The organism is Kitasatospora sp. NPDC029312 (assembly GCF_055569215.1).
This window is the reverse complement of the sequence record NZ_JBVHXY010000014.1, coordinates 16,232-40,772: the sequence shown is the minus strand read 5'-3', so window position 1 is coordinate 40,772 and position 24,541 is coordinate 16,232. Positions and strand designations below refer to the sequence as shown.

The 24,541-nt window shown below is 71.0% G+C and carries 21 protein-coding genes; 11 read left to right on the top strand and 10 right to left on the bottom strand.

The features are described from left to right. Positions 1 to 694: 694 nt before the first annotated feature. On the top strand, positions 695 to 1,015 hold the full coding sequence (locus ACZ4WV_RS14290) for a hypothetical protein (RefSeq protein WP_465746309.1): 321 nt from the start codon (positions 695 to 697) through the stop codon (positions 1,013 to 1,015). A 47-nt stretch (positions 1,016 to 1,062) separates the two neighbouring features. On the opposite strand, the gene ACZ4WV_RS14285 is transcribed toward ACZ4WV_RS14290, so the two are convergent. The 4 genes from ACZ4WV_RS14285 to ACZ4WV_RS14270 all read right to left on the bottom strand — a co-directional run bounded on the left by ACZ4WV_RS14285 (position 1,063) and on the right by ACZ4WV_RS14270 (position 7,678). Next, positions 1,063 to 3,090: a HelD family protein gene (locus tag ACZ4WV_RS14285; protein WP_465746307.1), complete on the bottom strand. Its 2,028-nt coding sequence runs from the start codon at positions 3,088 to 3,090 to the stop codon at positions 1,063 to 1,065. A gap of 437 nt (positions 3,091 to 3,527) precedes the next feature. After that, on the bottom strand, positions 3,528 to 3,764 hold the full coding sequence (locus ACZ4WV_RS14280; RefSeq protein WP_465746305.1) for a DUF397 domain-containing protein: 237 nt from the start codon (positions 3,762 to 3,764) through the stop codon (positions 3,528 to 3,530). A 563-nt stretch (positions 3,765 to 4,327) separates the two neighbouring features. After that, positions 4,328 to 6,880, bottom strand: a complete 2,553-nt coding sequence (locus ACZ4WV_RS14275; protein ID WP_465746303.1) for an ABC transporter permease — start codon at positions 6,878 to 6,880, stop codon at positions 4,328 to 4,330. 3 nt (positions 6,881 to 6,883) lie between these two features. Then, positions 6,884 to 7,678: an ABC transporter ATP-binding protein gene (locus tag ACZ4WV_RS14270; RefSeq protein ID WP_465746301.1), complete on the bottom strand. Its 795-nt coding sequence runs from the start codon at positions 7,676 to 7,678 to the stop codon at positions 6,884 to 6,886. Between the two features lie 129 nt (positions 7,679 to 7,807). Between ACZ4WV_RS14270 and ACZ4WV_RS14265 the strand changes: the two genes are divergently transcribed. Together ACZ4WV_RS14265 and ACZ4WV_RS14260 are read left to right on the top strand one after the other, a co-directional pair. Continuing rightward, positions 7,808 to 8,200, top strand: a complete 393-nt coding sequence (locus tag ACZ4WV_RS14265; RefSeq protein ID WP_465746299.1) for a BlaI/MecI/CopY family transcriptional regulator — start codon at positions 7,808 to 7,810, stop codon at positions 8,198 to 8,200. Between the two features lie 10 nt (positions 8,201 to 8,210). After that, a complete protein-coding gene (locus tag ACZ4WV_RS14260) occupies positions 8,211 to 9,188 on the top strand; it encodes a M56 family metallopeptidase (RefSeq protein ID WP_465746297.1) in 978 nt (325 codons plus the stop codon). Between the two features lie 728 nt (positions 9,189 to 9,916). On the opposite strand, the gene cyaB is transcribed toward ACZ4WV_RS14260, so the two are convergent. After that, positions 9,917 to 10,480, bottom strand: a complete 564-nt coding sequence (gene cyaB, locus ACZ4WV_RS14255) for a class IV adenylate cyclase (protein WP_465746295.1) — start codon at positions 10,478 to 10,480, stop codon at positions 9,917 to 9,919. A 163-nt stretch (positions 10,481 to 10,643) separates the two neighbouring features. Further along, positions 10,644 to 11,435 (bottom strand): polysaccharide deacetylase family protein, encoded by a 792-nt coding sequence (locus ACZ4WV_RS14250; protein WP_465746293.1) that lies wholly within the window; start codon positions 11,433 to 11,435, stop codon positions 10,644 to 10,646. Positions 11,436 to 12,251: 816 nt separating this feature from the next. Between ACZ4WV_RS14250 and ACZ4WV_RS14245 the strand changes: the two genes are divergently transcribed. From ACZ4WV_RS14245 to ACZ4WV_RS14230, 4 genes are all read left to right on the top strand, one after another. Beyond that, positions 12,252 to 14,180 (top strand): ABC transporter ATP-binding protein, encoded by a 1,929-nt coding sequence (locus tag ACZ4WV_RS14245; protein ID WP_465746291.1) that lies wholly within the window; start codon positions 12,252 to 12,254, stop codon positions 14,178 to 14,180. A 483-nt stretch (positions 14,181 to 14,663) separates the two neighbouring features. Further along, positions 14,664 to 15,026, top strand: coding sequence for a MarR family winged helix-turn-helix transcriptional regulator (locus tag ACZ4WV_RS14240; RefSeq protein ID WP_465746289.1), 363 nt, complete (start codon positions 14,664 to 14,666; stop codon positions 15,024 to 15,026). Positions 15,027 to 15,052: 26 nt separating this feature from the next. Next, positions 15,053 to 16,471, top strand: coding sequence for an MFS transporter (locus ACZ4WV_RS14235; protein ID WP_465746287.1), 1,419 nt, complete (start codon positions 15,053 to 15,055; stop codon positions 16,469 to 16,471). A 116-nt stretch (positions 16,472 to 16,587) separates the two neighbouring features. Continuing rightward, entirely contained in the window at positions 16,588 to 16,881 is a 294-nt protein-coding gene (locus ACZ4WV_RS14230) for a DUF1330 domain-containing protein (RefSeq protein ID WP_465746285.1), read from the top strand. 136 nt (positions 16,882 to 17,017) lie between these two features. On the opposite strand, the gene ACZ4WV_RS14225 is transcribed toward ACZ4WV_RS14230, so the two are convergent. Further along, positions 17,018 to 17,689 (bottom strand): hypothetical protein, encoded by a 672-nt coding sequence (locus ACZ4WV_RS14225; RefSeq protein WP_465746283.1) that lies wholly within the window; start codon positions 17,687 to 17,689, stop codon positions 17,018 to 17,020. Here ACZ4WV_RS14225 and ACZ4WV_RS14220 point away from each other — a divergent pair. Beyond that, the gene (locus ACZ4WV_RS14220; RefSeq protein WP_465746281.1) at positions 17,663 to 18,517 is read left to right on the top strand and encodes a hypothetical protein; all 855 of its coding nucleotides are present in this window, start codon (positions 17,663 to 17,665) and stop codon (positions 18,515 to 18,517) included. The genes ACZ4WV_RS14225 and ACZ4WV_RS14220 overlap by 27 nt on opposite strands. A gap of 289 nt (positions 18,518 to 18,806) precedes the next feature. Here ACZ4WV_RS14220 and ACZ4WV_RS14215 read toward each other — a convergent pair whose 3' ends face one another. Continuing rightward, entirely contained in the window at positions 18,807 to 19,424 is a 618-nt protein-coding gene (locus ACZ4WV_RS14215; protein WP_465746279.1) for a hypothetical protein, read from the bottom strand. A 794-nt stretch (positions 19,425 to 20,218) separates the two neighbouring features. Between ACZ4WV_RS14215 and ACZ4WV_RS14210 the strand changes: the two genes are divergently transcribed. Together ACZ4WV_RS14210 and ACZ4WV_RS14205 are read left to right on the top strand one after the other, a co-directional pair. Next, positions 20,219 to 20,659 carry a hypothetical protein gene (locus tag ACZ4WV_RS14210; RefSeq protein WP_465746277.1) on the top strand — a complete coding sequence of 147 codons (441 nt, stop codon included), beginning with the start codon at positions 20,219 to 20,221 and terminating at the stop codon, positions 20,657 to 20,659. An 11-nt stretch (positions 20,660 to 20,670) separates the two neighbouring features. Continuing rightward, on the top strand, positions 20,671 to 20,811 hold the full coding sequence (locus ACZ4WV_RS14205; protein ID WP_465746275.1) for a hypothetical protein: 141 nt from the start codon (positions 20,671 to 20,673) through the stop codon (positions 20,809 to 20,811). Between the two features lie 110 nt (positions 20,812 to 20,921). On the opposite strand, the gene ACZ4WV_RS14200 is transcribed toward ACZ4WV_RS14205, so the two are convergent. Next, complete coding sequence (locus ACZ4WV_RS14200; RefSeq protein ID WP_465746273.1) at positions 20,922 to 21,929, bottom strand: Lrp/AsnC family transcriptional regulator; 1,008 nt, start codon at positions 21,927 to 21,929, stop codon at positions 20,922 to 20,924. A 125-nt stretch (positions 21,930 to 22,054) separates the two neighbouring features. Here ACZ4WV_RS14200 and ACZ4WV_RS14195 point away from each other — a divergent pair, with 125 nt between their 5' ends. Beyond that, positions 22,055 to 23,530 (top strand): FAD-dependent monooxygenase, encoded by a 1,476-nt coding sequence (locus tag ACZ4WV_RS14195; protein WP_465746271.1) that lies wholly within the window; start codon positions 22,055 to 22,057, stop codon positions 23,528 to 23,530. A gap of 445 nt (positions 23,531 to 23,975) precedes the next feature. Here the strand turns inward: ACZ4WV_RS14195 and ACZ4WV_RS14190 are convergent, their stop codons facing one another. Then, a complete protein-coding gene (locus ACZ4WV_RS14190) occupies positions 23,976 to 24,329 on the bottom strand; it encodes a beta/gamma crystallin domain-containing protein (protein ID WP_465746269.1) in 354 nt (117 codons plus the stop codon). Positions 24,330 to 24,541 lie beyond the last annotated feature (212 nt).

Below are 24,541 nucleotides of genomic sequence, written 5' to 3'. Positions count from 1 at the left end.
TGCCAGAACTCGCCGACATCCGCTCTCCGAGCTCGCCTGAACAGCCAAGGCGCAGATGCTGCGAACTTCTCGGCAACAGCTTCCCAGCCCTGAGGTGACCGCAACGACAACTTGGAGAGGACACTGAAGGCCCGCCAGGTCGCCGCCGAAAGGCGACCGTCCGCGACAGCCGGAGCGTCGCCGCCGCCAGCTCCGGCACGCGCGCCAGCTCCTCCGCAGGCGACGCATTGCGCCGTCTGGGCACCTCGGGCGACCCCGCCCAGCGCAGCACTGCCGTGACGTGCCGCGCGCTGCCGCGCGGGCTGGTGCCGGTGACAGCACGGCGGACCAGCACCTGCTCGGTGACGGTCAGTTCGTCCCAGTTCTCCATGGCAGGAGATCGTGACACACGCACCCGCTCCGACCTGCAGAATTTTCCCGGTTGCGGCCCCGGAGCGGGCGGGACACCGCCCGCCAGCACGGCATCGCCGCATGCTCGCGCAGCAACCCACAGACCTTCCCTGCCGGTCACGATCAGGTGGCAGAAACCGGCTGGTGGTCAAGATCGCATCGCAACGGTCAACGCCCCCTGTCACAGGACAGTGGTGTCCAACCTCTTCGGCCATGCTGTCCTGGTGGCCGAACGAGCGCGGGCGCGGGAGATCTTCTCTGGGCCGTTGCTGCGCTGCGCAGACAGCGTGTTGAATCACAGGCCATGACCCGCTTCCGCCGCCTGGTGATTGCCACTGTCTCCGTTGCCGTCCTGACGGGTGGCGCCGTCTGGTGGCACCGGCAAGGTGAGGACCGGGCCATCTGCCAGGCCATGCAGAAACTTGACGGCCACACGTACCAACCGGGGGTGGTGCGGGCGATCCGCGCGAGCGGACACAACTGGGACGGAGACCACCTCAGCGAGATCGCCGGCTCGGCAGACGGAGAGAGCTTGCCAGGCCATCTCCTCCTGAACAGCGAGGACTACGACTACACGCTTTCCACGTGCTTCGACCTGCACGTGCCTGTTCACCACCTCGACTGACCCGGTGCCGGCGACGTTCGACGTGCACCGACGCGGGCGCCGAGGCGTCAGGCGGGCTGGGCGGTGATGGTGCAGAGGCGCTTGGTGGCCCGGGTCAGGGCTACGTACAAGTCCCTCTCCCCGCCGGGGCGGGCCGTGACGATCTCCTCGGGGTTCATCACGACGACCCCGTCGAATTCCAGGCCGCGTGCCTCGGACGCCGGCACGATGCGTGCGTGGTCAGCGATGCCTTGGGCCGTCAGCTCGTTCACCCTGGTATCCGCGCAGATCACTCCCAGGAGCTCGCCCGGGTGCGCGGTGCTCTGGGCGCGGAGTTCCTGGACGACGGCGGTGACCGACCCGTCCGCAGGTGTGGTCAGGGTGCGAGGGCTCTCACCGCTTCGCAGTGACCGGGTGGGCTTCTGGTCCGGAGCGATCCGCGTGAGCAGGTCCCGGACGCTCTCCAGGATCTCCCGCGTCGTGCGGTAGCTGACGGTCAGGTGGTGCAGCTTGAACCGCGGTCCGACGTGGGGGCTCAGTGCCTCCTTCCAGTCGCGTGCCGTCGCGACCGGGCCCGCCTGGGCGAAGTCACCCACCAGCGTCATCGCCCTCGCCGGGCAGCGGCGGACGATCATCCGCCACTGCATGGCGGTCAGTTCCTGAGCCTCGTCGACGACGACGTGCCCGTACGTCCGCTCCGGGGGGCCGTCGAGCAGGCTCGCCGCCTCGTCCAGCAACGCCACATCGGCATCGGTCCACGGGGCGTCCGGACCGCGCAGCAGAAGGGACCGCTCCTGCGCGCTCAGGCGGGGCAGGAACTCGGCGAGAGCGCCGGCATTCGTCAGGAGCGCCTTCACCAGGTCACCGGGTACCAGCCGCGGCCACAACGCCTCGACCGCCCGGTCGACGCCGGCGTCGTCGAGGAGGTCGGCGCGGACGGCGTCCAAATTTAGTTCGTGGGCCGGACCCGCGTCGGGCGCGCCTTCGGTACGGCGCTGGGCGGCTCCTGTGAACCGGTCGAGGTCCAGGCCCGTCATGCTGGCGGCATCGGCGTCGATCTGTTCCAGGAGGTCGCCCATGTCTCGTTGCATCGCGTCGGTGACGGCGTCGACCAACAGCTCTTTGAACACCTGGCGGGCGGGGTTGTGCCCCGGTACGGCCGCCACGGCGGCGTCGCGTGCGGTGGCGACTTCCTCGGCGGACAGGTGGACCGGTTCCTGTCCGACCCGCACGGTGAAGTCACCGGCGGGGGCTTGGTGGACGCGCAGCAGGCCGGTCAGGGCGTCGGCGAGGTCGGAGCCGCCCTTGAGACGTGCCGTGTCGAACGGGTCCACCGTGTCCGTGGGCACTGCGGCCAGTTCCCGGCAGGTCGCCAGGACGACGTCGTTCTCCCCGAGTGAGGGAAGGACCTGGGAGATGTAGTCCAGGAACCGGGCGTTGGGGCCCACCACCAGGACACCCTCCTGGGCGGCGCGCGGGAACGCGTACAGGACGTAGGCCGCCCGGTGCAGGGCAACCACCGTCTTGCCGGTGCCGGGCCCGCCCTGCACCACGGTCACCCCGCGGTGGGCGGAGCGGACGATCTCGTCCTGCTCGGCCTGCAGCGTCGCGACGGCCGCGTGCATCCTGCCCGTACGCCGCGCCGACAGAGCCTCGGTCAACGGGCCGTCGCCCACGACGTCCTCGTCGGTCGGGGCGGTCCCGTCCAGCAGTTCGTCGCTCACCGAGACGACCGTGCGCTCCTCGAGGCGCAGGTGCCGGCGCCGCCGCAGGCCCATCGGGTGGACCGGTGTCGCCTCGTAGAAGGGCCGCGCCGCGTTCGCGCGCCAGTCCACGAGCAGCGGCAGGTCGTCCTCCTCCGTGTGCAGTCCGATCCGCCCGATGCGCAGGGCCGTGCCATCCGTCCAGTCGATGCGCCCGAAGACCAGCCCCTTTTCGGCGCCCTCCAGCCGACCGATCTCCTTGGCCAGACGCTCGGCGGTGATTTCTCTCTCATACGCCTTATCGGCGCTGTCCGCCGGGGCCTTCAGCACACTCGCCCTGTGTGCTCGCGCCTCGGAAAGCCGCTCGGTGAGCAGCTCATACAAGGAGGACACATAAACCTGCTCGGATTCAACCGGACGCGCAGCGGGATCGTTCATCTTCGACAAGAGGGGGCTCCTTCGATCGGAGCCATACCATACGGTCAAGTTTCCTCGAAGGTAAGTCTTGACTTACCTGGTCAAGCCATGTCCTTACGGCTGAATCCATGACGGCTGACCGTATGGCGTGGCGTATTACGCATTCCGCCGTTCCGTATATCGCCGATTGCGCTCCCGACGCCCGGTTGCCTTATGGGCGAGCCCGCCCTTGAATGCCGCCGAGGTTTTGCCGCGCTCGGGAAAAGGGGGAAGACCCGGCGAGGCGACCGGCGCCATCGAGCTCACCGCCAGGGGGCATCCGGTCGCTTCGTCCGGCGATCCGACCGGCCCTCGGGGCGTGGCCGTAGGACGCGAAGGCCCGCCCCGTTGCGCAGGGCAGCCCTGCCACGGCTTCAGCTATCAATCACATGACGAACGTCCTTGCGAGCCTCAGGAAGTCTGCGAACGCCTCCGGGGGTGACGAGCAGGGCTGGGCCATCGGGGTCCTTTGAGTCGCGGATAGCGATGGCGTCATACGGCGTGCTGGTCAGGTCGGCGATCTCGACGCAGTTGTTGCCAGCGCCGCTGTAGGACGACTTGATCCAGTCGGCCGCATCAGCAATTTCGGGGGCGGTGACGTGCTTGGTCATCAGCTGGCCCCTCGAATGAGCTCGTGCAGGAATGCGGGCGTCGCAATCGGAGGGCAGCGCCGAGCGGGACAGCGACTCGAAGCTGCGGACGCAGGGGCGACGTCTCAGACCGTGGCGGGCCGTCTGTCGCCGAGTGCAGGAGCGTGAAGTCAGTGAGCGCCAGGTAGCTGCGATTGCCTGGCGGCCGGCCGGGCAGCGCCCGGCTCGCCGGGGAGTTCGGACCGACGGAACCGTACAACCGAACACCGGCCGGCCCAGCAGTCCGGCCGGACTCAAGCGATGCCCCCCCCTCTGCGCCGAGTCCGTCGTTCTCAGCCGCGCAGGCAACCTGAACGAGGCCGACATCCACGTCAAGCGCCCGGACCTGGCCCAGGAGTCCCAGCCGAGAGACCAGCCCTGAACGGTCCTGAGCGGAAGCTGGTACAGCGGATAACGGTGAGATTGATCTTGGAGTTCGGGCAGCGGCCCGGTTGCGCTGTGGGCGCACGGGGGACGCGCAAGGCGGCGGGCGGTGGTGACCGGTCGGCCTCGCGTCCTGGGGAGGTGCAAGGCCGACCGGCGTTCTATGCGGTGGCGATGGCGGTCAGCACGCGGGTGCGGGCGGCCTTCATCGCGGGCAGGATCGCGGCGGCCAGGCCGGCCAGGGCCGCGCCCGCCAGGACCGCGAGGATGGTGGCCCACGGGATGCTGAGCGCGGTGATGCCGTACAGGGTCAGTACCTTCTGCCCGGCCACGCCCCAGGCCAGGCCCAGCCCGAGGCCGAGCAGGGCACCGTGGACGGCGATCAGGACCGATTCCAGGCGGACCATCCGTCCGACCTGCCCCCGCGAGGTGCCGACGGCCCGCAGCAGGCCGATCTCGCGGGTGCGCTCGATCACCGACAGGGCGAGGGTGTTGATGACGCCGAGGATCGCGATGACGATCGCGAGGGCGAGCAGGGCGTAGACCAGGTAGAGGATGGTGTCGACCTGGCCGGTGATCGACTTCTTGTAGTCGGCCTGGCTCTGGACGCTCACCTGCGGGTAGGGCGTGAGCGCGGTGTCGAGGGCGGTCTGGACCTGCTGCCGGTCGGCGCCGGGCGCGGTGTTGAGGTAGAGGGTGAAGTCCTGGGCCTCGGGCGCGAACTTGTTCAGCGTGTCGAGGGAGACTTCCCAACTGCCGCCGTCCTTGCCCGCGCCCGCCGGGGGCTTGGAGATGGCGCCGACGGTCAGGGTGCCGTTGTTGCCGTTCAGGAAGTTGAGCGTGACCTGCGAGCCGATGGTGAGGTGGTCGGCGGTCGCGGTGGTCTGGTCGACCATGAGCTTTCCCGCGGCCACGTCGGCGGTGGAACCCTGCACGTGCTGCGGTTTGACGGCCTGATCCACGGTCGCGACATCGACGCCCGACAGCACCAGCTGGTAGCCGTTCAGGTGCGCCACGGCGTACCGCTGGCGGGTGACGGCCTGGATGCCGGGCACGGCCTTGACCCTGGCGGTGACCTCGTGGCCGATCGGGGTGGCGCCGTTGCCTGAGAGCACGTAGTCGGCGCCGAAGGTGTTGTCCACGTCCTTGTCGACGGAGGTGGTGAGCGAGGCGGCGAGGACGGCGACCGCGCCGACCAGGGAGAGGCTGATCATCAGCGCGCCGGCGGTGGCGCCGGTGCGGCGCGGGTTGCGCACTGCGTTCAGCCGGCTCATCCGTCCGACCGCACCGAACAGCGCCGGGAACGGCGCGCCCAGTCCGTACACCACGACCCGGGACAGGGCCGGGCCGAGGACGACCAGGGCGACCAGCGATGCCACGATGCCGCCGCCGAGCAGGCCGGCCGCCGTGATCAGGGTGGCGTGATGGGTCGCGGCGCCGTACAGCAGGCCGAGGCCGGCCACCAGCAACACGGCGCCGAGCGCGGTGCGCCGGCCCAGCTGCGGGGCGGGCGGGGTGGCGGCCTCGCGCAGTGCGGCCATCGGGGAGATCCGGGCCGCCCGGCGGGCGGGAAGGTACGCCGCGACCAGCGTCACCAGCACACCGACCGCGTAGGCCGCCACCGGCGTGACCGGGTTGACGACCAGCGCGGTGCCGGACAGGTCGACGCCGAAGCCGGAGATCAGCGACTTGAGGCCCAAGGCCAGCCCGATGCCGGCCGCGAGGCCGAGGGTGGAGCCGATGACGCCCAGCAGCAGCGCCTCGGTCAGGACCGCGCGCATCACCTGGCCGCGTCCGGCACCCAGGGCCCGCAGCAGGCCCAGTTCGCGGGTGCGCTGGGCGACCAGCATGGAGAAGGTGTTGAGGATCAGGAAGATTCCCACCAGCACCGCGAGGCCCGCGAAGCCGAGCAGGGCCGTGGTGACGACGCCGAGGAAGGAGCTGATCTGCTGGGCGGCGGTCTGGGCCTGCTCCTCCTTGGTGGCCACCGAGTAACCGGAGCCGAGGGCGGCCTTGATCGCCGCCTGGGCGGCGGTGTGGCTGGTGCCGGAAGCGGTGTCCACGGTGATGCCGGTGAACTGGTCGGGCTTGCCGAGCAGTTGCTTCTGGGCGGTAGCGGTGTCGACGTAGGCCATGGTCACGCCGGGGTTGCCGCTGGTGTAGGTGACGATGCCGACCAGCGTGCCCGGCATGGAGCCGGTGGGGGAGAGGATGTGCAGCGCGTCGCCCAGGCGGATGTTCTTGTGCTGGGCGCTGGCCTGGTCGAGGACGATCTCGCCCGCGGTGGTCGGGGCGTGGCCCCGGACCAGGTGGACCTGCGGGTCGTCATACCAGTTCTGGCCCAGCGTCGGGGTGCCGGTGGTCGGGCCGACCGGCTTGTCGTCCTTGTCCACCACGGTCAGGTTCTGCAGCGAGACCTGCCCGCGGGCGGCCTTGACGCCGGGTACGGCGGCGAGCTTCGCCACCACCGAGGCGGGCAGGGTCGGGGTCTCGCCGGACAGGCCGCGGTCCTCCACCTCCGGGGTGAACGCCTGCTTCGGCTTGACGGTGACGTCCGCCGCCGTGGAGCTGGAGATGTTGGTGAACGCGACGTTGATGGTGTCGGAGAACGCCAGGGTGCCGGAGACGAACGCCACGCCGAGCAGCACGGCCAGCGTGGACAGCGCCATGCGGCCCTTGTGGGTCAAGAAGTTGCGGATGCTTGCCTTGACCATGCGTCAGCTCTTCCGTCCGGCGCCGTCGAACTTGCGCATCCGGTCCAGCACCGAGTCGGCGGTGGGCTCCAGCAGCTCGTCCACGATCTGCCCGTCCGCCAGGAAGAGCACGCGGTCGGCGTAGGAGGCGGCGGCCGGGTCGTGGGTGACCATCACGATGGTCTGCCCGAGCCCGTCGACCGAGGAGCGCAGGAAGCCGAGAACCTCGGCCCCGGCGCGGGAGTCGAGGTTGCCGGTGGGCTCGTCGGCGAAGATGATCTCCGGCTTGCTCGCCAGCGCGCGGGCGCACGCGACGCGCTGCTGCTGGCCACCGGACAGCTCGGACGGCCGGTGCTTCAACCGGTCCTTGAGCCCGACCGTCTCCACCACCTTGTCGACCCACGCCTGGTCCGGCTTGCGGCCCGCGATGTCCATCGGCAGCGTGATGTTCTCCAGCGCCGTCAGGGTGGGCAGCAGATTGAACGCCTGGAAGATGAAGCCGATGCTGTCCCGGCGCAGCTGGGTGAGCTTCTTGTCCTTGAGGCGGGTGATCTCGGTGTCGCCGATGAAGATCTGCCCGCTCGTGGCGGCGTCCAGGCCGGCCAGGCAGTGCATCAGGGTGGACTTGCCGGAGCCGGAGGGGCCCATGATCGCCACGAACTCGCCGCGCCGGACGGTCACCTGGACCGCGTCCAGGGCCACCACGCGGGTCTCCCCGGCGCCGTACGCCTTGGTCAGTCCCTCGGCGCGGGCCGCGATGGTCTGGGGCGGGGCACCGGCCGCCGTTGCTGTGCTCACGGTTGCTGTGCTCACGCACATCCTCCTGGGTTCGCTGCCCGGACCTGCCCGGGCCTGCCGGGAAGGGGCGGGCATGGCAGACTCTGGGCAGGCACGTAGCTTCTACGAAAACGTAGAACTTCTACGTGAATGTAGAAGATAGTGCAGGAGGTGACCAAGTCCGTGGCCGCACACGAACACACCCCACCCGAGGGCCGGGCCAAAGGCGAACTCGAATCCGAGATCCTCACTGCCCTGCATCGGGCAGCGCCCGAGGCGCTGACCCCGGGCGAGGTGCTGGAGCGACTGGACGGCCCGCTCGCCTACACCACCGTGGTCACCGCCCTGACCCGGCTGCACGACAAGGGAGTGCTGGACCGCGCCAAGCGCGGCCGGGCCTACGCCTACGCACCGGTCGCCGACGAGTCCGGCCTGGCCGCCCGCCGGATGCGCAAGGTCCTCGACGACCGCAGCGACCGCCAGGCCGTCCTCGCCCACTTCGTCGACGAGCTCTCCGACGACGACGAGGACTTCCTGCGCCGGCTCCTGGACGGCGGAAAGTAGGCCTGCCCCGGTGCGCGTCGCCGTCTACCTGCCCCTGCTCCTCCCGCTACTGGCCGCGCTCCTCGCCCGGCCCATCGGCGAGAAGCTGCCGCCCCGGCAGGCCACCTGGCTGCTGACCATCGGCTCCCTGGTGCTGGCCGCCGCCAGCACGGCGGCCCTCGGCATGCTCGCCGTCACCGGACTGATCCGCATCCCCCTGCTCGCCCGCCTCGCCCAAGGCCACTGGTCCGCGCACGCCGCCCAGCACCACGACCCCGCCCCGTTCTCCACGGCCGTGCTCGCCGGCACCCTGCTCACCGCACTGGCCATCCTGGCGGGCCGCATGCTCTGGCGCCGGGCCCGAACCCTCGCCCAAGCCGCCGGCGAAGCGGCCTGCCTGCCCGGCCACGAGCAACTGGTCGTCGTCGACGACGACGCCGCCGAGGCATACGCCGTCCCCGGACTGCCCGGCCGCATCGTCGTCTCCACCGGCATGCTGGAAGCCCTCGACAAGCACGAACACGAGATCCTGCTCGCCCACGAACGCGCCCACCTGACCCACCACCACTACCTGTTCGTCGCCCTGGCACAGCTCTCCGCCGCCGCCAACCCGCTCCTGCGTCCCCTGGCCTCCACCGTCACCTTCACCGTCGAACGCTGGGCCGACGAGAGCGCCGCAGCCGCCATCGGCGACCGCAAGCAGGTCGCCCGCACCATCGGCAAGGCCGCACTCGCCGCGCGCCGCACCCGTGCTCGCACCCGGCAGCCCCTGCTGAACCTCCTCGGGGCCTCCGCAGCCCGCAGCCTCCTCGACCGCCTCCGCCCCAGCGAACTCGGGCCCGTCCCGCGCCGGGTCACGGCCCTGCTCGCGCCCGCGCCGTCCCGACACTCCTGGACGGCCGCCGCATTCGTGGCCCTCGAAATCGCTGCCGCACTGAGCGCCGCCGAAGCCGCACACGACCTGGAAAGACTGCTGGAACTGGCCAAGCACGCCGCGTCCCACGGCTGACACGGAAAAGTCCCGGGCTTCCAACCTGCTCCCGGTGCAAAGTGAGGCGGCAAACCCGCACGCCATCCTGTGCCACTGCATGGAACGCTGACGCCCGACTCCGACGGTTCATCGCCGCTCCGCCCTCCGGGCGCCGGGCCACTCCTCGTCCTGGTCGTCGTCCACCCCGGCCGGGTCGCGCAACGGGCGCAGGGCACCCTCAGGCTGGGAGGGGGTGAAGGCGTATCGCCCAGGACATTCAGACGCCCGGCTTTAGCGGCACAGACGGGCCACGACCTGGCCCATGACGTCCTGGACACGCTGGTTGGCGCAGCGCCCGCGTCCCGGACAACTGATCTGACGGCGAACCAGTACGTACTCGACCAAAAACCGCTCACCGGAGCTGTCGTTGCCCTGCTGAACCCTGATCGCCGCCTTGACGACCTTCGCCGTGACGTTGCCCAGATTGGATATGGAGGCGACCAGACCAACGGTTGAGTCCAGCAAAGCGCCCGAGAGGCATGGAGAATGGCCGGTTGGCGATCTTTCACTGCTCGAATTACCAGCTGCCTCTGACCGTGGAGGTGCAGCTGTTAGATCGGGCCGCGGTCGCGGCGAGCAGGCAGACGGCAAGGGCGGCGATGCCGGCGCGGCGCATGATCCGCCCTGGGCCGCGAGATCGTGGTGGGGACCAGTACCGGCGAAGGGTCACAGGGCTGGCCGGTTTATCCGATCTGTGACCGGACGGATCAGGGCCGTGCCGCTGCAACTGCGTCGGTGTAGAGCTCCGTCGTCAGGTCGTCCTCGCTGATCCCGAGGTCGGTGAGTGCGGCCCGGACGACGTCGAGCGCCGGCGCGAGGTCGTCCGCGGTGGCTGCGGCCGTCTCGACCTCGATGAACGTGGCGTCCAGCTCGGGGATTCGGACGAGCGTGGCGAGGAGGCGCCGTCCGGCTCGTTCGAAGGCAAAGTTCCTGCACCGCTTCTCGAACTGGATGCGCGGGGCGAACCCGAGACCGCGGATGATCTCGTGGACGGCTTCGGCATCCTCCACCCTCGTCTCCGCTTCCGGCTTCGACCCGGAGGCCTCGTCGACCCGGGCGCCCTTGTACGTGAGGACGGTACGGGTGTCGTCGGAGCTGTGGACGGTGCGGACGCGCAACTCGCGGTCACCGCTCATCAGACTGCCGTCGGCGGCGTCGAAGTAGGTGTCGCGGTAGACCTCGGCGCGGCCGGCACCATGGTGGTCCTCCAACTGCTTGAGGACCGCCTCGGGATCGTGCACAACCGCCTTGAACTCCGCCTCGATCGCCATCGTGGTCCCTCCGTCAGATCACGCGCTCAGCGCCGTCCAGCAACATCTCGAACTGCCGCCACCCCCGGTACAAGGGCCCGCTGGGGGTGGGCAGCACCTTATACGTTGCGGACTCATGCCCCTGGAGTGCATGGAGTCAGCGCATGGAGCGTGATCGAAGCGGTCACGGGGCGGTCTGGACGGGGAATCCGGTGGGGCGGTTCTGCTGCTTCAACCAGGAGAGCACCTGGCTGAGGGCGTCGACGGTTTGTTGGCGGTCGCCGCCGCCGTCGTGGAAGAGGATGGTCGGACCGTTGCCGATCTCCTTCTTGACCGTGCCGACGATGGCAGCCGTGCCGGGCTTGGTGAAGTCCTTCGAGTCGACGTTCCAGCCGAGCGGGCGCATGCCGTTCGCGGCGGCGATGCGCCGGCTGTCGGGGGTGAACGAGCCGCCGGGCGCCCGGTAGTACAGCACCTTGGCGCCGCCGCCCGCGGCCTCCTCGATCGCCTTCTTCGCGTCGAGGATCTGCTTCTCCTGGTAGGCGACGGGCTTCTTGTCCATGGTGGTGTCGTGGTCCATGGTGTGATCGCAGAGCCGGTGGCCGCCCGCGACGACCTGCTTGACGAGGTCGGGGTGGGCCTTGGCCTGCGGTCCGATCATGCAGAACGTCGCCTTCACGCCGTACCGGTTGAGCACATCGAGGACTTTCGGGGTCCAGACGGGGTCAGGGCCGTCGTCGATGGTGATGTTGACGGCGCTGGGGCCGGCCTCGGAGGCGTGGGCTATGCCCTCGGGTATGCGCTCCTGCTGCGTACCGCCGTTGCTGCCCGGAGCGCCGTCCTGGCTGTTGTGGCTGTCGGCGGTCGCGTCCCGTTCGGGGGCGGCCTTCTGGTGGGAGGCGGAAATCGACCCGGTGACCGCCGGAACCGCCCAGGACGTCGCCGCCACGGTGACGACCGACAGAGCGATGGCCACCCGCGAACGGATGCCCGACTTCCCCACGCGCGCCTTGAAATCCATCAACGCCCCCTAAACCCCGAATGCGACTGCGCCTTCTCTGAGGTCCAGGACATCGACCGGCGCGGAGGGGTTCCCCAGGCTTGACGCGCGTAGCAGGTCGGTGACAATTCGACGTTGTCGTCTCAGTCCAGAGGCTAGGTCGTACAAGTGCCACCGAAGCCCCGAAGGGCCCGGGTGGCGAAAGCCGGTGATGTCACGAGCAGCTAGGAGGGCCGCGCGGGGCGTCGAGCCCTCGTCGGCATCGCCCACCTCCCTGCCCGCTACACCCGAAACCTGATCAAGCACCTGACCCGCCGAACGGGTGAATCCGAGAACGGCTGCGCGCTCGGCGACCGCCGCGCCCGCCGCGACGTCCGCGGCCGCCTCGGACCCGGCCGGAGGCCCGTGCTCGAACAGGCGCTCGCCGCCTGCGCACTGGGCTCCGTCGTCCTCCCCGAGCCCCTGTGCGATCGACCGGAAGGCGCTCTGGCCCTCACTCGGGGTGTGCTCGAAAAGTCCCCGTTCGACCCGGGCTCGCCCGGAGGCAATTCGCTTGAACGACGCGCTCGAACAGCACCATCATCGGACGCCACCCGCCCGTAGCGGACCCGCCAACTCGGCCTGGCCGAAGCCTACTTGGGCTTTGCGTCCGGCCGAGCCCGGCACGTTCCGCACGTCCGCGCACCGCTTCGCGTCTGGAGGATCTGTGGCCTTTCCCGTCGCCCCGGCGATCCACGTCCCACCCGTCCCAGGGCCCCTGGCGGCCCGCGCGCCGCGCACGGAGGCGAACGCGTGAGCACCGCGACGGCGTCGGCCGTGACCGCCGACGAGGAACTGCAGTGGCTGGCCGACGGACGCCGCATCGAGGCGATCGAGGCGATCAGTGTCAGCGCGATGGCCCGCCGCCTGCCCGCGCTCGTCGTCCGCGCCTTCCGCCTCGGCTGGCGCATCGACCGCACCTCCGTCGCGCTGCTGCTGACCTGTCAGGCGGTCTCGGCGGTGCTCGGCGCGGCCGGCCTGTTCGCGACCACCGGCACGATCTCCGCGCTGTTCGGGCCGGGCCAGGTCGGCGACAAGCTCGCCCACGCGGCGCCGTCGCTGGTCGTGATCGCGGCGGCGGCCGGCGGCCGTTCCCTGCTGGGCATCACGATCCGCACCATCACCATCCACCTGTCGCCGCGCATCTCCCGGGAGGCGGAAGCCGCGGTGTTGCGCGCCACCGTGGCGGCCGAGCTGACCGCCTACGACCACGCCGGCTACAACGACGAGCTGGAAGCCGCCGACCGTGGCGCCGAGGTCTGCGTGGACATCGTCGGCGAGGCGCAGAACCTGCTCGCCTCCCTCGCCTCCCTCCTCGGCGCGGCCGGCGTCCTCACCGTGCTCCACCCCGCCTTGCTGCCCCTCCTGGTGTTGGCGGCGCTGCCGCAGGGAGTGGCCTCGGTGCACGCCGCCCGGGTGCAGTTCCTGGCGAACCGGGCCACGATCGGCGACCGCCGGATCATGGCGAACCTGCGCTGGTACATCCACCTCAAGCGCAACGCCGACCAGGTCCGCTCCGACACCATGGGCGAGTTCCTGCTCGCCAAGTACGACCAGGTCGGCCGGCGGCTGGACGCCAGTTCCAGGCGCGCGGCGATGCAGAGCGCCCGGGTGTCGGTGATCGGCGCCGCCGCCTCCGGCCTCGGGACCGCGGTGGTGTGGGCGGCGATGCTGTGGCTGGTCAGCACCGGCCGGATGAGTCTGCCGCGCGGCGGCGCGGCGGTGTTCGCGTTGACCGCGGTCGGCACCAGCCTGCGCGGCATCGTCGGCTACGGCGCGGACCTGTTCCGCACCGGCATGTACCTGGACGACTGGTCGAGCTTCCTCGACACTGCTGGCGGCCACCGAGCCGAGCGCGGCACCGAGGCCCCGGAGGCACCGCACCGGATCACGGTGGAGGAGCTCGGCTACGCCTACCCCGCGTCCGACCGCAAGGCCTTGGACGGGGTGAACCTGCACGTCGAACGGGGCGAGATCCTCGCGCTGGTCGGGGAGAACGGCTCCGGCAAGACCACCCTCGCCAAACTCCTGGCCGGGCTCTACCTGCCCGATGCCGGGTCCGTGCGGTGGGACGGGCGCGACACCCGCGACCTCGATCCGCACGCCCTGTGGCGTCAGGTCGCCGTCGTCCCGCAGGATTACGCGCGCTGGCCGCTGACCTGCCGCGAGAACATCACGCTGGGCCAGCCCACCGCCGACGGCGACGCGGCGGTCCTGCGCGCCGCCGACGCCTCCGGCGCGTCCGACGTCGTCGCCAAGCTCCGCCGGGGGCTGTCCACCCTGCTGGCGGTGGAGTGGATGGGCGGCGAGGAGCTGTCCGGCGGCCAGTGGCAGCGCCTGGCCATCGCTCGGGCGTTCCACCGAGAGGCCGGGCTGCTCGTCCTGGACGAGCCGACCGCCGCCCTCGACCCGCGCGCCGAGCACCGGATCTTCCAGAACCTGCGGGCGGTCGCGCGGGAGCGGGCGGTCGTCCTGGTCACCCACCGGCTCACCAACGTGGCCGTCGCCGACCGGATCGTGGTCCTGGAGGACGGGAAGGTCCTCCAGGAGGGCACCTTCGCCGAGCTGGTCGCCGACGAAGGCGGCCGGTTCCGGGAACTGTGGGACCTGCAGAACGAACGCACCGGCCTCCCGGCCCAACGAAGCCTGCCGGTCCATGAGGCCGAGGAGAGCGACCGGTGATCGACTTCGACGTGCTGACCGACCTGGCTCTGCGCCAGGGCATCGAGCGGATCGGCGTCGGCGTGGTGGTCCGCGACGCCTCCGGCCGGATCTGATGGTCCGCCGGGCCGCGCACGCCGTCCTGCCCCGGCTGTGGGAGTACCCGGGCGGGGCCGGGAGGACGGCGAAGCCGTGCCGGCGGGCGCGGCACGGGAACTGGCCGAGGAGGACCGGGTTCATCCGGGCTGGTGTGGGAGTACGCGCGGTACCTGGACTTCACCGACCAGCGGGGCCTGCAGGTGCGCCAGGAGTGGCCGGGCCGGTGGGCGGCCGGGAGGTGCCTCAAGCTCCTGCCACCCCGATCGGGATATGCATAAAGGATGAATATAAAGCTGCTATGCTTCAGGTGTGAGTCGCCAACGCGCCGTGCACGGCGCTTCCGATGCCATCGGGTCAGCCCTCTACGGGCTGGCCACCAGAGCCGTGAGACGCCTTCCCCGCGACATGAGCCTGACGTCCGCCGCCACCTTGGCCACCCTCGACAAGACCGGCCCGCGACGGATCACCGATCTGGCGGTGGCCGAGGGCGTCACCCAGCCCGCGATGACCGTCCTGGTCCGGGTGATGGAGGAATCCGGGCTGGTCGAGAGGAAGGGCGATCCGTCCGACAAGCGGGTCACGCTGGTGTGCCTGACCGAGGCCGGCGCGTCGTACGTCCGGACACGGCACCAGGCGGGCGTCGACGCGTACGTGCGGTTGATCGACGAACTCACCGGTGACGAGGTCGAGGCCCTGGCAGCGGCCCTTCCGGCTCTGCTGCATCTGGCAGAGCTCGAAAGCCACGACCGAGAGGAGTCGGACCGGTGACCGCGGCCCAGGCTCATGGCCAGCCCATGGGCACTGCCCTGATACGTTCCGAGGCACGTCTGCTGGTCCCCGCCCTGGTGTTCATCGCCCTGGTCGTGGCGGCGGTGGCCAGCCTCGGGACGCCGCTCATCACCAGCGTGGCGACCACGTTCCACGTCTCCCTCGACAGCGCGCAGTGGACGCTGACCATCGCCCTGCTCAGCGGCGCCGTCGCCACACCCGTCCTCGGCCGGCTCGGAGCCGGCCCACACCGGCGGGCCGCGATTCTCGCCACGCTGGCGATCGTCATCGTCGGCAGCGCGCTCACCGTGCTACCGCTGCCGTTCGCCTGGTTGCTCGTGGGCAGAGCGGCCCAAGGCGCCGGACTCGGTCTCACGGCGCTGATGATGGGCGTGGCCCGCGACCATCTTCCCGAGGAGCGCAGCGCGGCCACGATCGCCCTGATCTCAGTGGTCTCCATCATCGGAGCCGGCGTCGGCTACCCGCTGGCCGCGCTGCTCGCCGAGTTCGGCGGACTGCGGGCCGCCTACGGCCTCGGCCTGCTCGTCACCGCCATCGCCTTCGTGACCGCGTGGCGCTCCATGCCCGCAGCTCCCGAAGGCCGCTCCGCTCACGTGAACGTGGCCGGTGCGCTCGTCCTGGCGGGTGGACTGCTCCTCGTCCTGTTCCTGGCCGGCGAGAGGAGCCTGTGGACCCGACACCTCGCCGTGGCGGTGACTCTTGCCGTCGCCGCCGTACTCCTGCTCTGCGTCTGGACCGTTTCCGAACTGCGAACCAAGACGCCCCTGATCGACGTCCGAGCGGTACGGCACCCGGCGGTCGCCGGGGCGAACATCGCCATGTTCGTCGGAGGGAGCGGCATGTACCTCCTGCTCACGCTCATCACCCGCTACGCGCAGACGCCGCACAGCGCCGGCTACGGCTTCGGGCTGACCACCTTCGTGGCGGGGCTGGTCCTCATCCCGTTCTCCGTGCTGGGCTTCGTCGCCGGCAAGCTCACACCCCGGGCCCGGACGCGGATCGACGGACCCCTGCTCCTGGCCGGCAGCGCCGCCATCGTCGGCGGCGGGTTCGTCCTGTTCGCGGCGGCCCGCTCCAACCTGACCGAACTGCTCGCGGCCCTGGGCGTGCTGGGCTTCGGCGTCGGCAGCTTCTCGGCCGCCATGCCCGGCGTCATCCTGGCCGTCACGCCCACGAGCGAGACGTCGAGCGCCATGAGCTTCCACTACGTCGTCCGCAGCGTCGGGTACTCCCTGGGCAGCGCCATCGGTGGTCTGGTCCTGGCCGCCGGCACCGACACCGGCCGCCTCTTCCCGAACGACGGCGCCTACACCACCGCGGCGCTGGTCGGCGTCGCCGCGATGGCGATCACGACGATGACCAGCCTCGCCCTCGCCCGCCGACGCCCACCCGAGACCGATCCGATCGCAGCCCCAGCCGGTTGATCGAAGCCGTCCGACTTCGACGCCGTCTCCGTCGGCTCGCTGACCCACAGCGCGCTGGCCGTGGATCAGAGCACGCTTCCGAACATCGAGCATCAATTCCGAACACAGGAGGAACCGTGGCCAAGGGCTACTGGGTCAGCGCCTACCGCACCATCGCAGACCCTGAGAGGCTTGCTGCCTACAACGAGCTGGCCCGTCCAGCCGTCGCGGCCGCGGGCGGGCGGGTGCTCGCCCGCGGCGGCCGGGTCGTCGCCCACGACGCCGGAATCGCCGAGCGCACCGTCCTGATCGAGTTCGACAGCTTCGAACAGGCGGTCGCCGCACACGCGAGTGCGGCCTACCAGGAGGCGCTGGCCGCACTTGCCGACGGCGTCGAGCGCGACTTCCGCATCATCGAAGGCCTCGACTGACGACCGGTCGGTGGTAGTGAAGTCGTCGTCGAGACACACTGCGGCGCCCGGCCTGTAAGCCGCTGGCCGCATCTAGACCACCTGACAGGGCTGGTGAGCACCGAGCCCATGTGAAGCCCTGGACATGCCGAGATGCTCACGATCGGGCCGGTAGGCGGGTGACGCCTGAGGCTGAACCGAGTTCGGCTTTCGCCTGTTCGAGTTCGAGCGACAGTTCGGCGATGATCCGGCGCATCACCTTGGTCCTCGACCGCTCCTCGGCCAGTTCGGTCCTCAGCTCCGCTGCGGCCGCCTTGAGCGCGCGGTTGGCGTCGGCGAGTTCCTGCATCGCGGTCGGGGTGGAGTCCTGGGCCTTGGCTCGGGCCTGGAAGTCCTGGGCGAGGTCGGTGTGGCCATAGACGATGTCGCGTCGAAGACCGCTTTCGGTGATCAGCTCGGACGCGGTGAGCCTCCCGGACGATGAGCGCAGGGGTGTGCCGGCCAGGAGACGGTCGGCCGCCGACTGCCGGTCCGCTGACCACCGGCCGCCGGACAGGGGACGGCCGGTCGATCGGAGCGCCGGGAGCCCCGATACCCGGAAGCCGGACCCGGGCGACCCGGGCGACCCGAGCGGCCGTACGCCAACCGTGTCCGGCCGCTCGGCCTTCCGTCCAGGGCGAGGGCTACCGTTCGGGTGATCTTCCGCTGCTCGGGGCCGTGGCGGCCCACCGGGCTCGTTGAATCCGGTGATCCAGTCACGACGAGTCGCGAGTGCAGCGACCTCATCGAGCAGGGAGACCGGATGACCGATCAGGACGCCTTCTCTCACGGACGAGTCCCGGGCAAGGCCTGTTTCGACGACATCTACGACCAACCCGATCCGCGGGCCTACTTCACCAGGCTGGCCGCGCTCGAGTACCAGATCCCGCACCACGCGCAGGCGGAGTTCCGCCGGACCCTTGCCGAGCGCAACCAGGCGGCCGACCGCGCGGGCGAGCTCGCCGTTCTCGATCTGTGCTGCTCGTACGGCATCAACGCGGCCCTGCTCAACCACGACCTGACGCTTGCGGACCTCTATGCCCACTACACCGACCCCGCGCTGCGGCGCGTGACGACGGAGGAACTGGTCGAGCGGGACAAGCGGTTCTACGCTGCCCGACGCCACCGCGACGCCGTACCGGTCATCGGCCTCGACATCGCGGGGAACGCGCTCTCCTACGCGCTGGCCGTGGGTCTGCTGGACGACGCCTGCTCGGTCAACCTCGAACACGACGAACCGAACGCATCGGTGCGTCGTGCGATGGCGCGCACCGGCCTGATCGTCGCCACCGGTGCCGGAAGCTACATCACCGACCGCACCGTCTCCGCCCTGCTGGACCAGGCGCGCCGCCCCGTGTGGATCAGTGCCTTCATCCTGCGAACGGTGGACTACCGGCCGGTCGTCGACCGCCTGAACTCCTACGGCCTGCTCACCCGCTCCGACCCGGCCGACCTCCACCCCCAACGGCTCTTCGCGACACCGGAGGAACAGGACCACGCCGTTGCGGCGGTGCTGCGAAGCGGTCAGGACCCCCGCGGCCTGGAAGGCGCAGGGCGGTACTACGCACGGCTGTACCGCTCCCGCCCCGCCGACGCCTGGGCCACCCGACCAGCCTGACGTGCTGAAAGCGCGGCGGTGAACAGGTGCGTCGCCGACGGCGTCCTCGCCCAGGCCACCGCTGACCCATGGATGCCGCCCCTCTGACGCCCGGCCCGGCTCATGGCACGGAAGGCGAGGGCCTCGGCCGCTCGCGCGGCGGGGAGCGCCTTACCGGCGTTTCGGCGGTGGATCGAGGGTGACTTCGCGATTACGCGGGATGAGGGCTACGGTCCGCTCGCCGCGGCCGATGGCCTAGTCGATCTTCTTGATCTCCGTCCAGGTGAAGCCCTGGACGTAGTGCGCGGCGTCAGGACAAGAAGGGCGTGCCGGACTGGTCGATGGTAACGGTGCCGTGTTGTCCCAGGCAGGTCCAGTCCAGCTCTAAACGCCACTCGATCAGACCTTCGACTCCGGTCGGCCGGATCACGAAGTACTCGGGGTCGCCGGAGGTGACGGCGAAAGGGAAATCGGCGCTCCCGGTGGGGCGGAGCTGGTCGACTTGGACGGTCGCCTGGTTCAGGTCGGCGATGTGATGGTGTGGTGGCACGTCGAGGTTCACCGTGAACGCGAACTCCCGCCTCGGCATCTCCCTCGGGAAGCCGGCGCTGTAACGGGAGATGCGCCTGGAGACGACCGGGCGGAAGCGGTGCAGGATGACGGCCTGCTGGGTGTACGCCTCGACGACCACGTGTACCTCGCGGACCCTACCTTTCTCCCTTGGATAAGAAGGCTCATCGTCGCGGTCGTAGAGGTAGGTTTCCCTCCCAGAGTTCAGGGCGACGACCGAGACGATCAGCTGCTTACCCGGGGGCCGCTGAGGTGCGGCCTGGACGGTCAAGCTGCCCTGTATGACGCCGACTTGGATGACGGACTGAGCCGTGCCGCCGGAGACGTGGTTGGAGATGTTCGGCAATTCTTCTGTCATGAGTCCACGCTAGGTGGCTGGTGGTCCGTCCTGTGGGCGAAGCCGTGGATTGGGTCGTTTTGACCGGGATGGTGCGAACTCGAAGACGCCGGCTCGGACTGGGGCGAGGACGCCGAGCGGGTGGCGGCCGTACTCGAGCAGGCGCGCGGTCCTGGATGGCAGAGCACAGCCGCGAGCGCGCGGAGGTGTTCGGGCAGCTCCGCCAAGCCGTTCAAGACCGTGAGTCCGAAGCCGTGCGTACCCTGCCGGCGCGGGTGGATGCCGCGGCTGCCCGGGATCGGACCCCGGCGCATCACGCCATCGCGACAGATGCGGCGGACCTCCTCAAGGACCAGGAGCGTCAGGCCGCCTGGGCTCGCCAGTCCCAGCGGGCCCTGGAATTCGCCGCCGAGAACGCGCGTCGCCGCGACTGCGCGCCCGTCCCGCCGGCCGAAGACCGGCTCGGCGCCCAGGTCGGCGAAGGCACCCGATCCGACCGAGGTCGCGCACCGGCGGATGCGAGACCTTCTCGGCGACCTGCGGCGGCTGGGGACCCGAATGGGACCCCGCACCATGCTGCACCTGCTGGACTCGCTGGCGACAACGATGAAGGGCGCCGGGTGCGGGTGACCCCGGCCCAGCGCGAGGAGATTCAGCGGTGGCCGGCGCACGGCCGGCGGCTGCGCGGCTCGGCCAGCATCGAGGCCGCAGCGGTGCCGAGAACGGCGGCCGATATTCCGGCCTCCCGGCGTAGCCCTGAGGCTCGGACGGCCGAGCGCGACGGCGGTCGGGTCAGGCGAGGCGGTGACAGGTCGGTGTCAGCGCCCGCCGAGCGCAACAGCGTCTCCGCCGAGCCGCCGGCGCGCTCGAAGAGGAGGACGGCACCGGCGGGTCCCTCCCGGCTGCCGGCCGAGGCGGTGGCGCCGGTGGCGGCCGCAGTGGCCGGGGCCACTCAAGAAGACCGCCCGGGAACGCTCCACCACCTCCTGGTCGCGGCTGCGCCGCCAGGTGGGCAGCGCGCTGCCCGACCTGCACCGGACGACCAGCTGGAGGTGCCGGCCCAGATGGAGGCGGACACGACGGCCGGCGAACCGCTGCTGTCCTCGCTGCTCGCCGCGGACGGCAGCAGCCCTCCCGCGCTCTACCAGGGCCTGGCTCGTCGCCTGGGCCGGACGCTTCCTGCCGACGCCGGTGCGGCCCGCGCGCACTGGCAGTCCGAGGTCCTGAGCCCGCACCAGCTCTTCCGCTACCGCTGACCGGCCTGCTGGTGCCGCGCGGTCTCCCGGCGGCTGGCCACGCCTGGGTCGAGGACGCCACCCGCACCGTCTTCACCCTGGTCACCCGCTACGGCCTCCCGGCCTGGAACGGCGCGTACCGTACGCCTGGCAGTGCGTGGCTCCGGGAGTGACAGCACCGCTGCCCCCGCGAACCCCAACCGCTGGCCGACGTGTTCCTCGCCCTGGTCGCCGCCACCAGGCCGCCGCCACCGGCCGGTCGGCCACCGGCGGTTCCCGGCTGCTATCCCCGGTTCGCGGCCTGCTTGACGGTCTTGATCGACGGCGCCGTCTCGACGTGGGTGACGGCCGGGAGCGCGGCGACCCGGGTGGTCAGGTAGCGGTAAAGGGCGCGCTGGTCGGCGCACACCACGGTGGCATACAGGTTGGTCGGACCGGTCGTCGCGCAGGCGAAGGCGACCTCCGGGTGCCCGGCCAGCGCCCGGCCGGCCTCCTCCAGGTACGGGGGAGCGACCGAGATCCACAGCAGGGTCCTGGTGCCGACGCCGAGCAGGCGCGGGTCGCAGTCGATGTCCAGGTAGAGCACCCCGCGTTCGCGCAGCTCGGTCATCCGGCGCCGGACGGTGGTGGGCGACCAGCCGGTGACGGCGGCCAGTTCCTCGAACCCGGCGCGGCCGTCCGTGCCGAGGGCGGCGAGCAGCCTGCGGTCGCCGTCGTCCAGCCGCACCGGGCCGGGCGGCTGCGGCACTCCTTCCGGCTGCGGCAGTCGGTCCCGCGGCGGCCGGTGCGGCGGGGCCGGGCGCAGGGCCGCGACAGCCGCCGGGGCCAGCGGGCCGAGCTTGGCTATCAGGCTGTCCGGGCCGCCGTAGAAGGTGTGCAGCACCGAGTGCGCGCTCACCCCCTCGACCCTCGGGGTGCGCGGGAGCCGGGCCAGCAGCAGGGCCTCGCTGTCGGCCTCGGTCTCGGCGCGGACGGTGCAGGTGATTTCGGTGCCGCCGGAGGTCAGGCTCACCCAGGAGGTGTCGGGGCGGCGGGCCAGCGCCTCGGCCACCGCGACCGCCGCCGAGGGCGCGCAGCGCACCCGTAGCAGCCACAGCTCCGCGCCCAGCGCGACCGGGTCGACCCCGCCGAGCACCCGCACCGCGCCGGATGCGCGCAGCCGGGCGTACCGGCGCGCGACGGTGCGGTCCGATACCCCGAGGACGGCGGCGACGGTGCTGAACGGGGCCCGGCCGTCGATCTGCAGGGCGTGGACGAGGCGGCGGTCCAGCTCGTCGTAGTCGGATTCCACCGTGCCGAGGGTAGCCGCTGTCGGATTCCGCCGTCACCGCGCCGGTCACTGGCCCAACGGCCCCCACCGGAGCGAGCGTTGACCCCGTCAACGGAACCACCCGGCGGAACTTGAGGAGACGCACCATGGACACCGACGTACTCGTCGTCGGAGCCGGACCGACCGGCCTGATGGCGGCCAACGAACTGCTGCTGGCGGGCGTGTCGACCGTGCTCGTAGACCGGCTGCCCGCGCGCAGCGCCCTGTCCAGGGCGGGCGGCGTGCAGACCCGGACACTGGAGGCGCTCGACCAGCGCGGGCTGCTGGAACCGCTGCTGGCCGGCGGCGACCACCCGGTCGGCGGGGGCCACTTCGCCGGGATCCCGCTTCCGGACGCCCCGGCCGCCGACACCGAACCCCCGGGCGCCCACCGCCCCCGGCAGCCCTGGCGCTCCGTGCCCCAGGTCGTGCTGGAGGCCTTCCTCGAGGAACACCTGGCCGGGCAGGGCCTCAAGGTCAGGCGCGACCACGAACTGGTCGCCCTCGCCCAGGACGAGGAGTCCGTCACCGCGACCTTCGCCGACGGCCGGTCGCTGCGCGCCCGCCACCTGGTCGCCGCCGACGGCGCCCACAGCACCGTGCGGTCGCTGCTCAGGGCCGAATTCCCGGGCCGGGCAGGCACCTTGACCACGATCGCCGCCGACGTGCGGCTCAGCGGCGCCGACGGCCTGCCCACCCACCACCACAGCCCGGACGGCCACTGGACGGGGATCTTCCCGCTCGGCACCGACAGCGAGGGCAGGCCGCTGCGCCGGCTCGCCATGGGCGGGCCGGGCCGCTCGCTGCCCAGGGACGTGCCGATCACCGAGGAGGAGATCCGCGACGGACTGCGGGCCGTGTTCGGCGATCGGGTGCAGCTGCTGGAACTCTGCCACGCCCGCCGGATCACCGACGCGGCCCGGCAGGTCGCCCGATACCGCCACGGACGGGTGTTCCTGGCCGGCGACGCCGCCCACGTCCACCTCCCGCTCGGCGCCCAGGGCATGAACGGCGGGATGCAGGACGCCTTCAACCTCGGCTGGAAGCTCGGCGCCGCGGTCCGGGACTGGGCGCCGGAGGGCCTGCTCGACAGCTACCACACCGAACGCCACCTGGCAGGGACCACCGTGCTGCGCAACGTCCAGGCGCAGGGACTGCTGATGGACTGGGCCGGCACCCGCGACTCGGACGTGCTGGCCACCCGGGACCTCTTCGCCGAGCTGATCACCCTGCCGGAGGTCCGGCGCCGGCTGAGCGGCCTGATGTCCGGCACGGCCACCCGCTACCCGATGCCGGACACCGGCCCGCACCCGCTCCTCGGCGGGCCGGTGCCCGACATCGACCTCGGCCCGGTCCGGGTGCACCAGCTCCTGCGCTCCGGCCGGGGCCTCCTGCTCGACCCGCAGGACGCCCTCGCCGGGGCCGTCGCGCCCTGGGCCGACCGGGTGGACCGGGCCGACGGGGGAGCGCCCGTCGAACCGATGCTGATCCGCCCGGACGGCCACGTCTGCTGGGTGGGCACCCCGGAGACCCTGCGGTCGTCACTCACCCGCTGGTTCGGCGCGCCGAACCCGGCCGCCTGACACGTCCCCGGTGCCGGGCGGGTGCCGTGGTCAGCCGCCCGTGGTCATCCGGTCGAGCAGGGCGACCAGTTCGGCGGGCCGGGCGAGGAAGGGGAAGTGGCTGCCGGGGGAGTCGGTGGACCGTGTCGGTGCGCGCCGCGAGGCTCTCCTGCCGGGCCGGTTCGAGCGCCAAGTCGTCCTCGCAGACGATGTAGCCGGACGGTCCAGTGCGCCAGCCTGCCACGGTCACCCGGGCATCCGGATCGGTGAGGGCGGCCCGCGCTGCGGCCGGGGTGCCGGAGGCGTCGAGGATGGAGAGGTGGGTGATCGCTGTGGCCCGAACCCCGACCGTCGCGGGAATTCGCTTCCGCCTGGAACCTGGGAGGGGGACGGGCGGGTCGGCCGCCAGAGGCGGCTTCAAGTGGCCGCTCGCGACGACCGACCCGCCTGCCGTTTCGTCAATCCGTCACAGGATCTGGATGGACTTGACCATCGGCGGACGGTTCGGGAACGAGATGTCGGTCCAGCGCGGGATCTTGACCGAGTCGCCGTTGGCGTCGTAGTAGATCAGGTCGTTGTTCCCGGTGTAGATCCGGTCGACCCACCAGTTGCCGAAATCGGTCCGGCCGGCGTTCGCGTAGCAGTCCACGCTGTTGCGGTCACCGCTGTGTGACCAGATCTTCAGGAAGTTCTCGCCTCCCTTGCACTCGATGTGGTCGATGGCGAAGGCGTTGCCCGACGGGACGGCGACGGTGAACGCGGCCGCCGCGGCGAACGCGGCGGCCATGGAACTCACGATCTTCTTTGTTTTCGAGATCACGTATTCTCCTCAGTCGAATCACAAGCCATCGAATGCTGAATCAGGAACCCACTCTGCGGTGAATTCCGGTTGGGTCGTGCCAGACCAGACTCCCGGCGGTCGTGTACACCGTCAATCGCGCCCTTGATCGACCGCCTGCATATCGGTCATATTTGTCCGAACTTTCCGTGCACGATGAGACGTCGGGTGCCTGATGGGACGTGAGTGACTGC

What these genes read in the sequence shown, in the direction of transcription:
- ACZ4WV_RS14290 (WP_465746309.1), top strand. Translation starts at nt 695, where the DNA reads ATGACCCGCTTCCGCCGCCTGGTGATTGCCACTGTCTCCGTTGCCGTC.
- ACZ4WV_RS14280 (WP_465746305.1), bottom strand. Translation starts at nt 3,764, where the DNA reads ATGACCAAGCACGTCACCGCCCCCGAAATTGCTGATGCGGCCGACTGG.
- ACZ4WV_RS14215 (WP_465746279.1), bottom strand. Translation starts at nt 19,424, where the DNA reads ATGACAGAAGAATTGCCGAACATCTCCAACCACGTCTCCGGCGGCACG.
- ACZ4WV_RS14220 (WP_465746281.1), top strand. Translation starts at nt 17,663, where the DNA reads ATGACCGATCAGGACGCCTTCTCTCACGGACGAGTCCCGGGCAAGGCC.
- cyaB (WP_465746295.1), bottom strand. Translation starts at nt 10,480, where the DNA reads ATGGCGATCGAGGCGGAGTTCAAGGCGGTTGTGCACGATCCCGAGGCG.
- ACZ4WV_RS14235 (WP_465746287.1), top strand. Translation starts at nt 15,053, where the DNA reads ATGGGCACTGCCCTGATACGTTCCGAGGCACGTCTGCTGGTCCCCGCC.
- ACZ4WV_RS14275 (WP_465746303.1), bottom strand. Translation starts at nt 6,880, where the DNA reads ATGGTCAAGGCAAGCATCCGCAACTTCTTGACCCACAAGGGCCGCATG.
- ACZ4WV_RS14195 (WP_465746271.1), top strand. Translation starts at nt 22,055, where the DNA reads ATGGACACCGACGTACTCGTCGTCGGAGCCGGACCGACCGGCCTGATG.
- ACZ4WV_RS14270 (WP_465746301.1), bottom strand. Translation starts at nt 7,678, where the DNA reads ATGTGCGTGAGCACAGCAACCGTGAGCACAGCAACGGCGGCCGGTGCC.
- ACZ4WV_RS14240 (WP_465746289.1), top strand. Translation starts at nt 14,664, where the DNA reads ATGAGCCTGACGTCCGCCGCCACCTTGGCCACCCTCGACAAGACCGGC.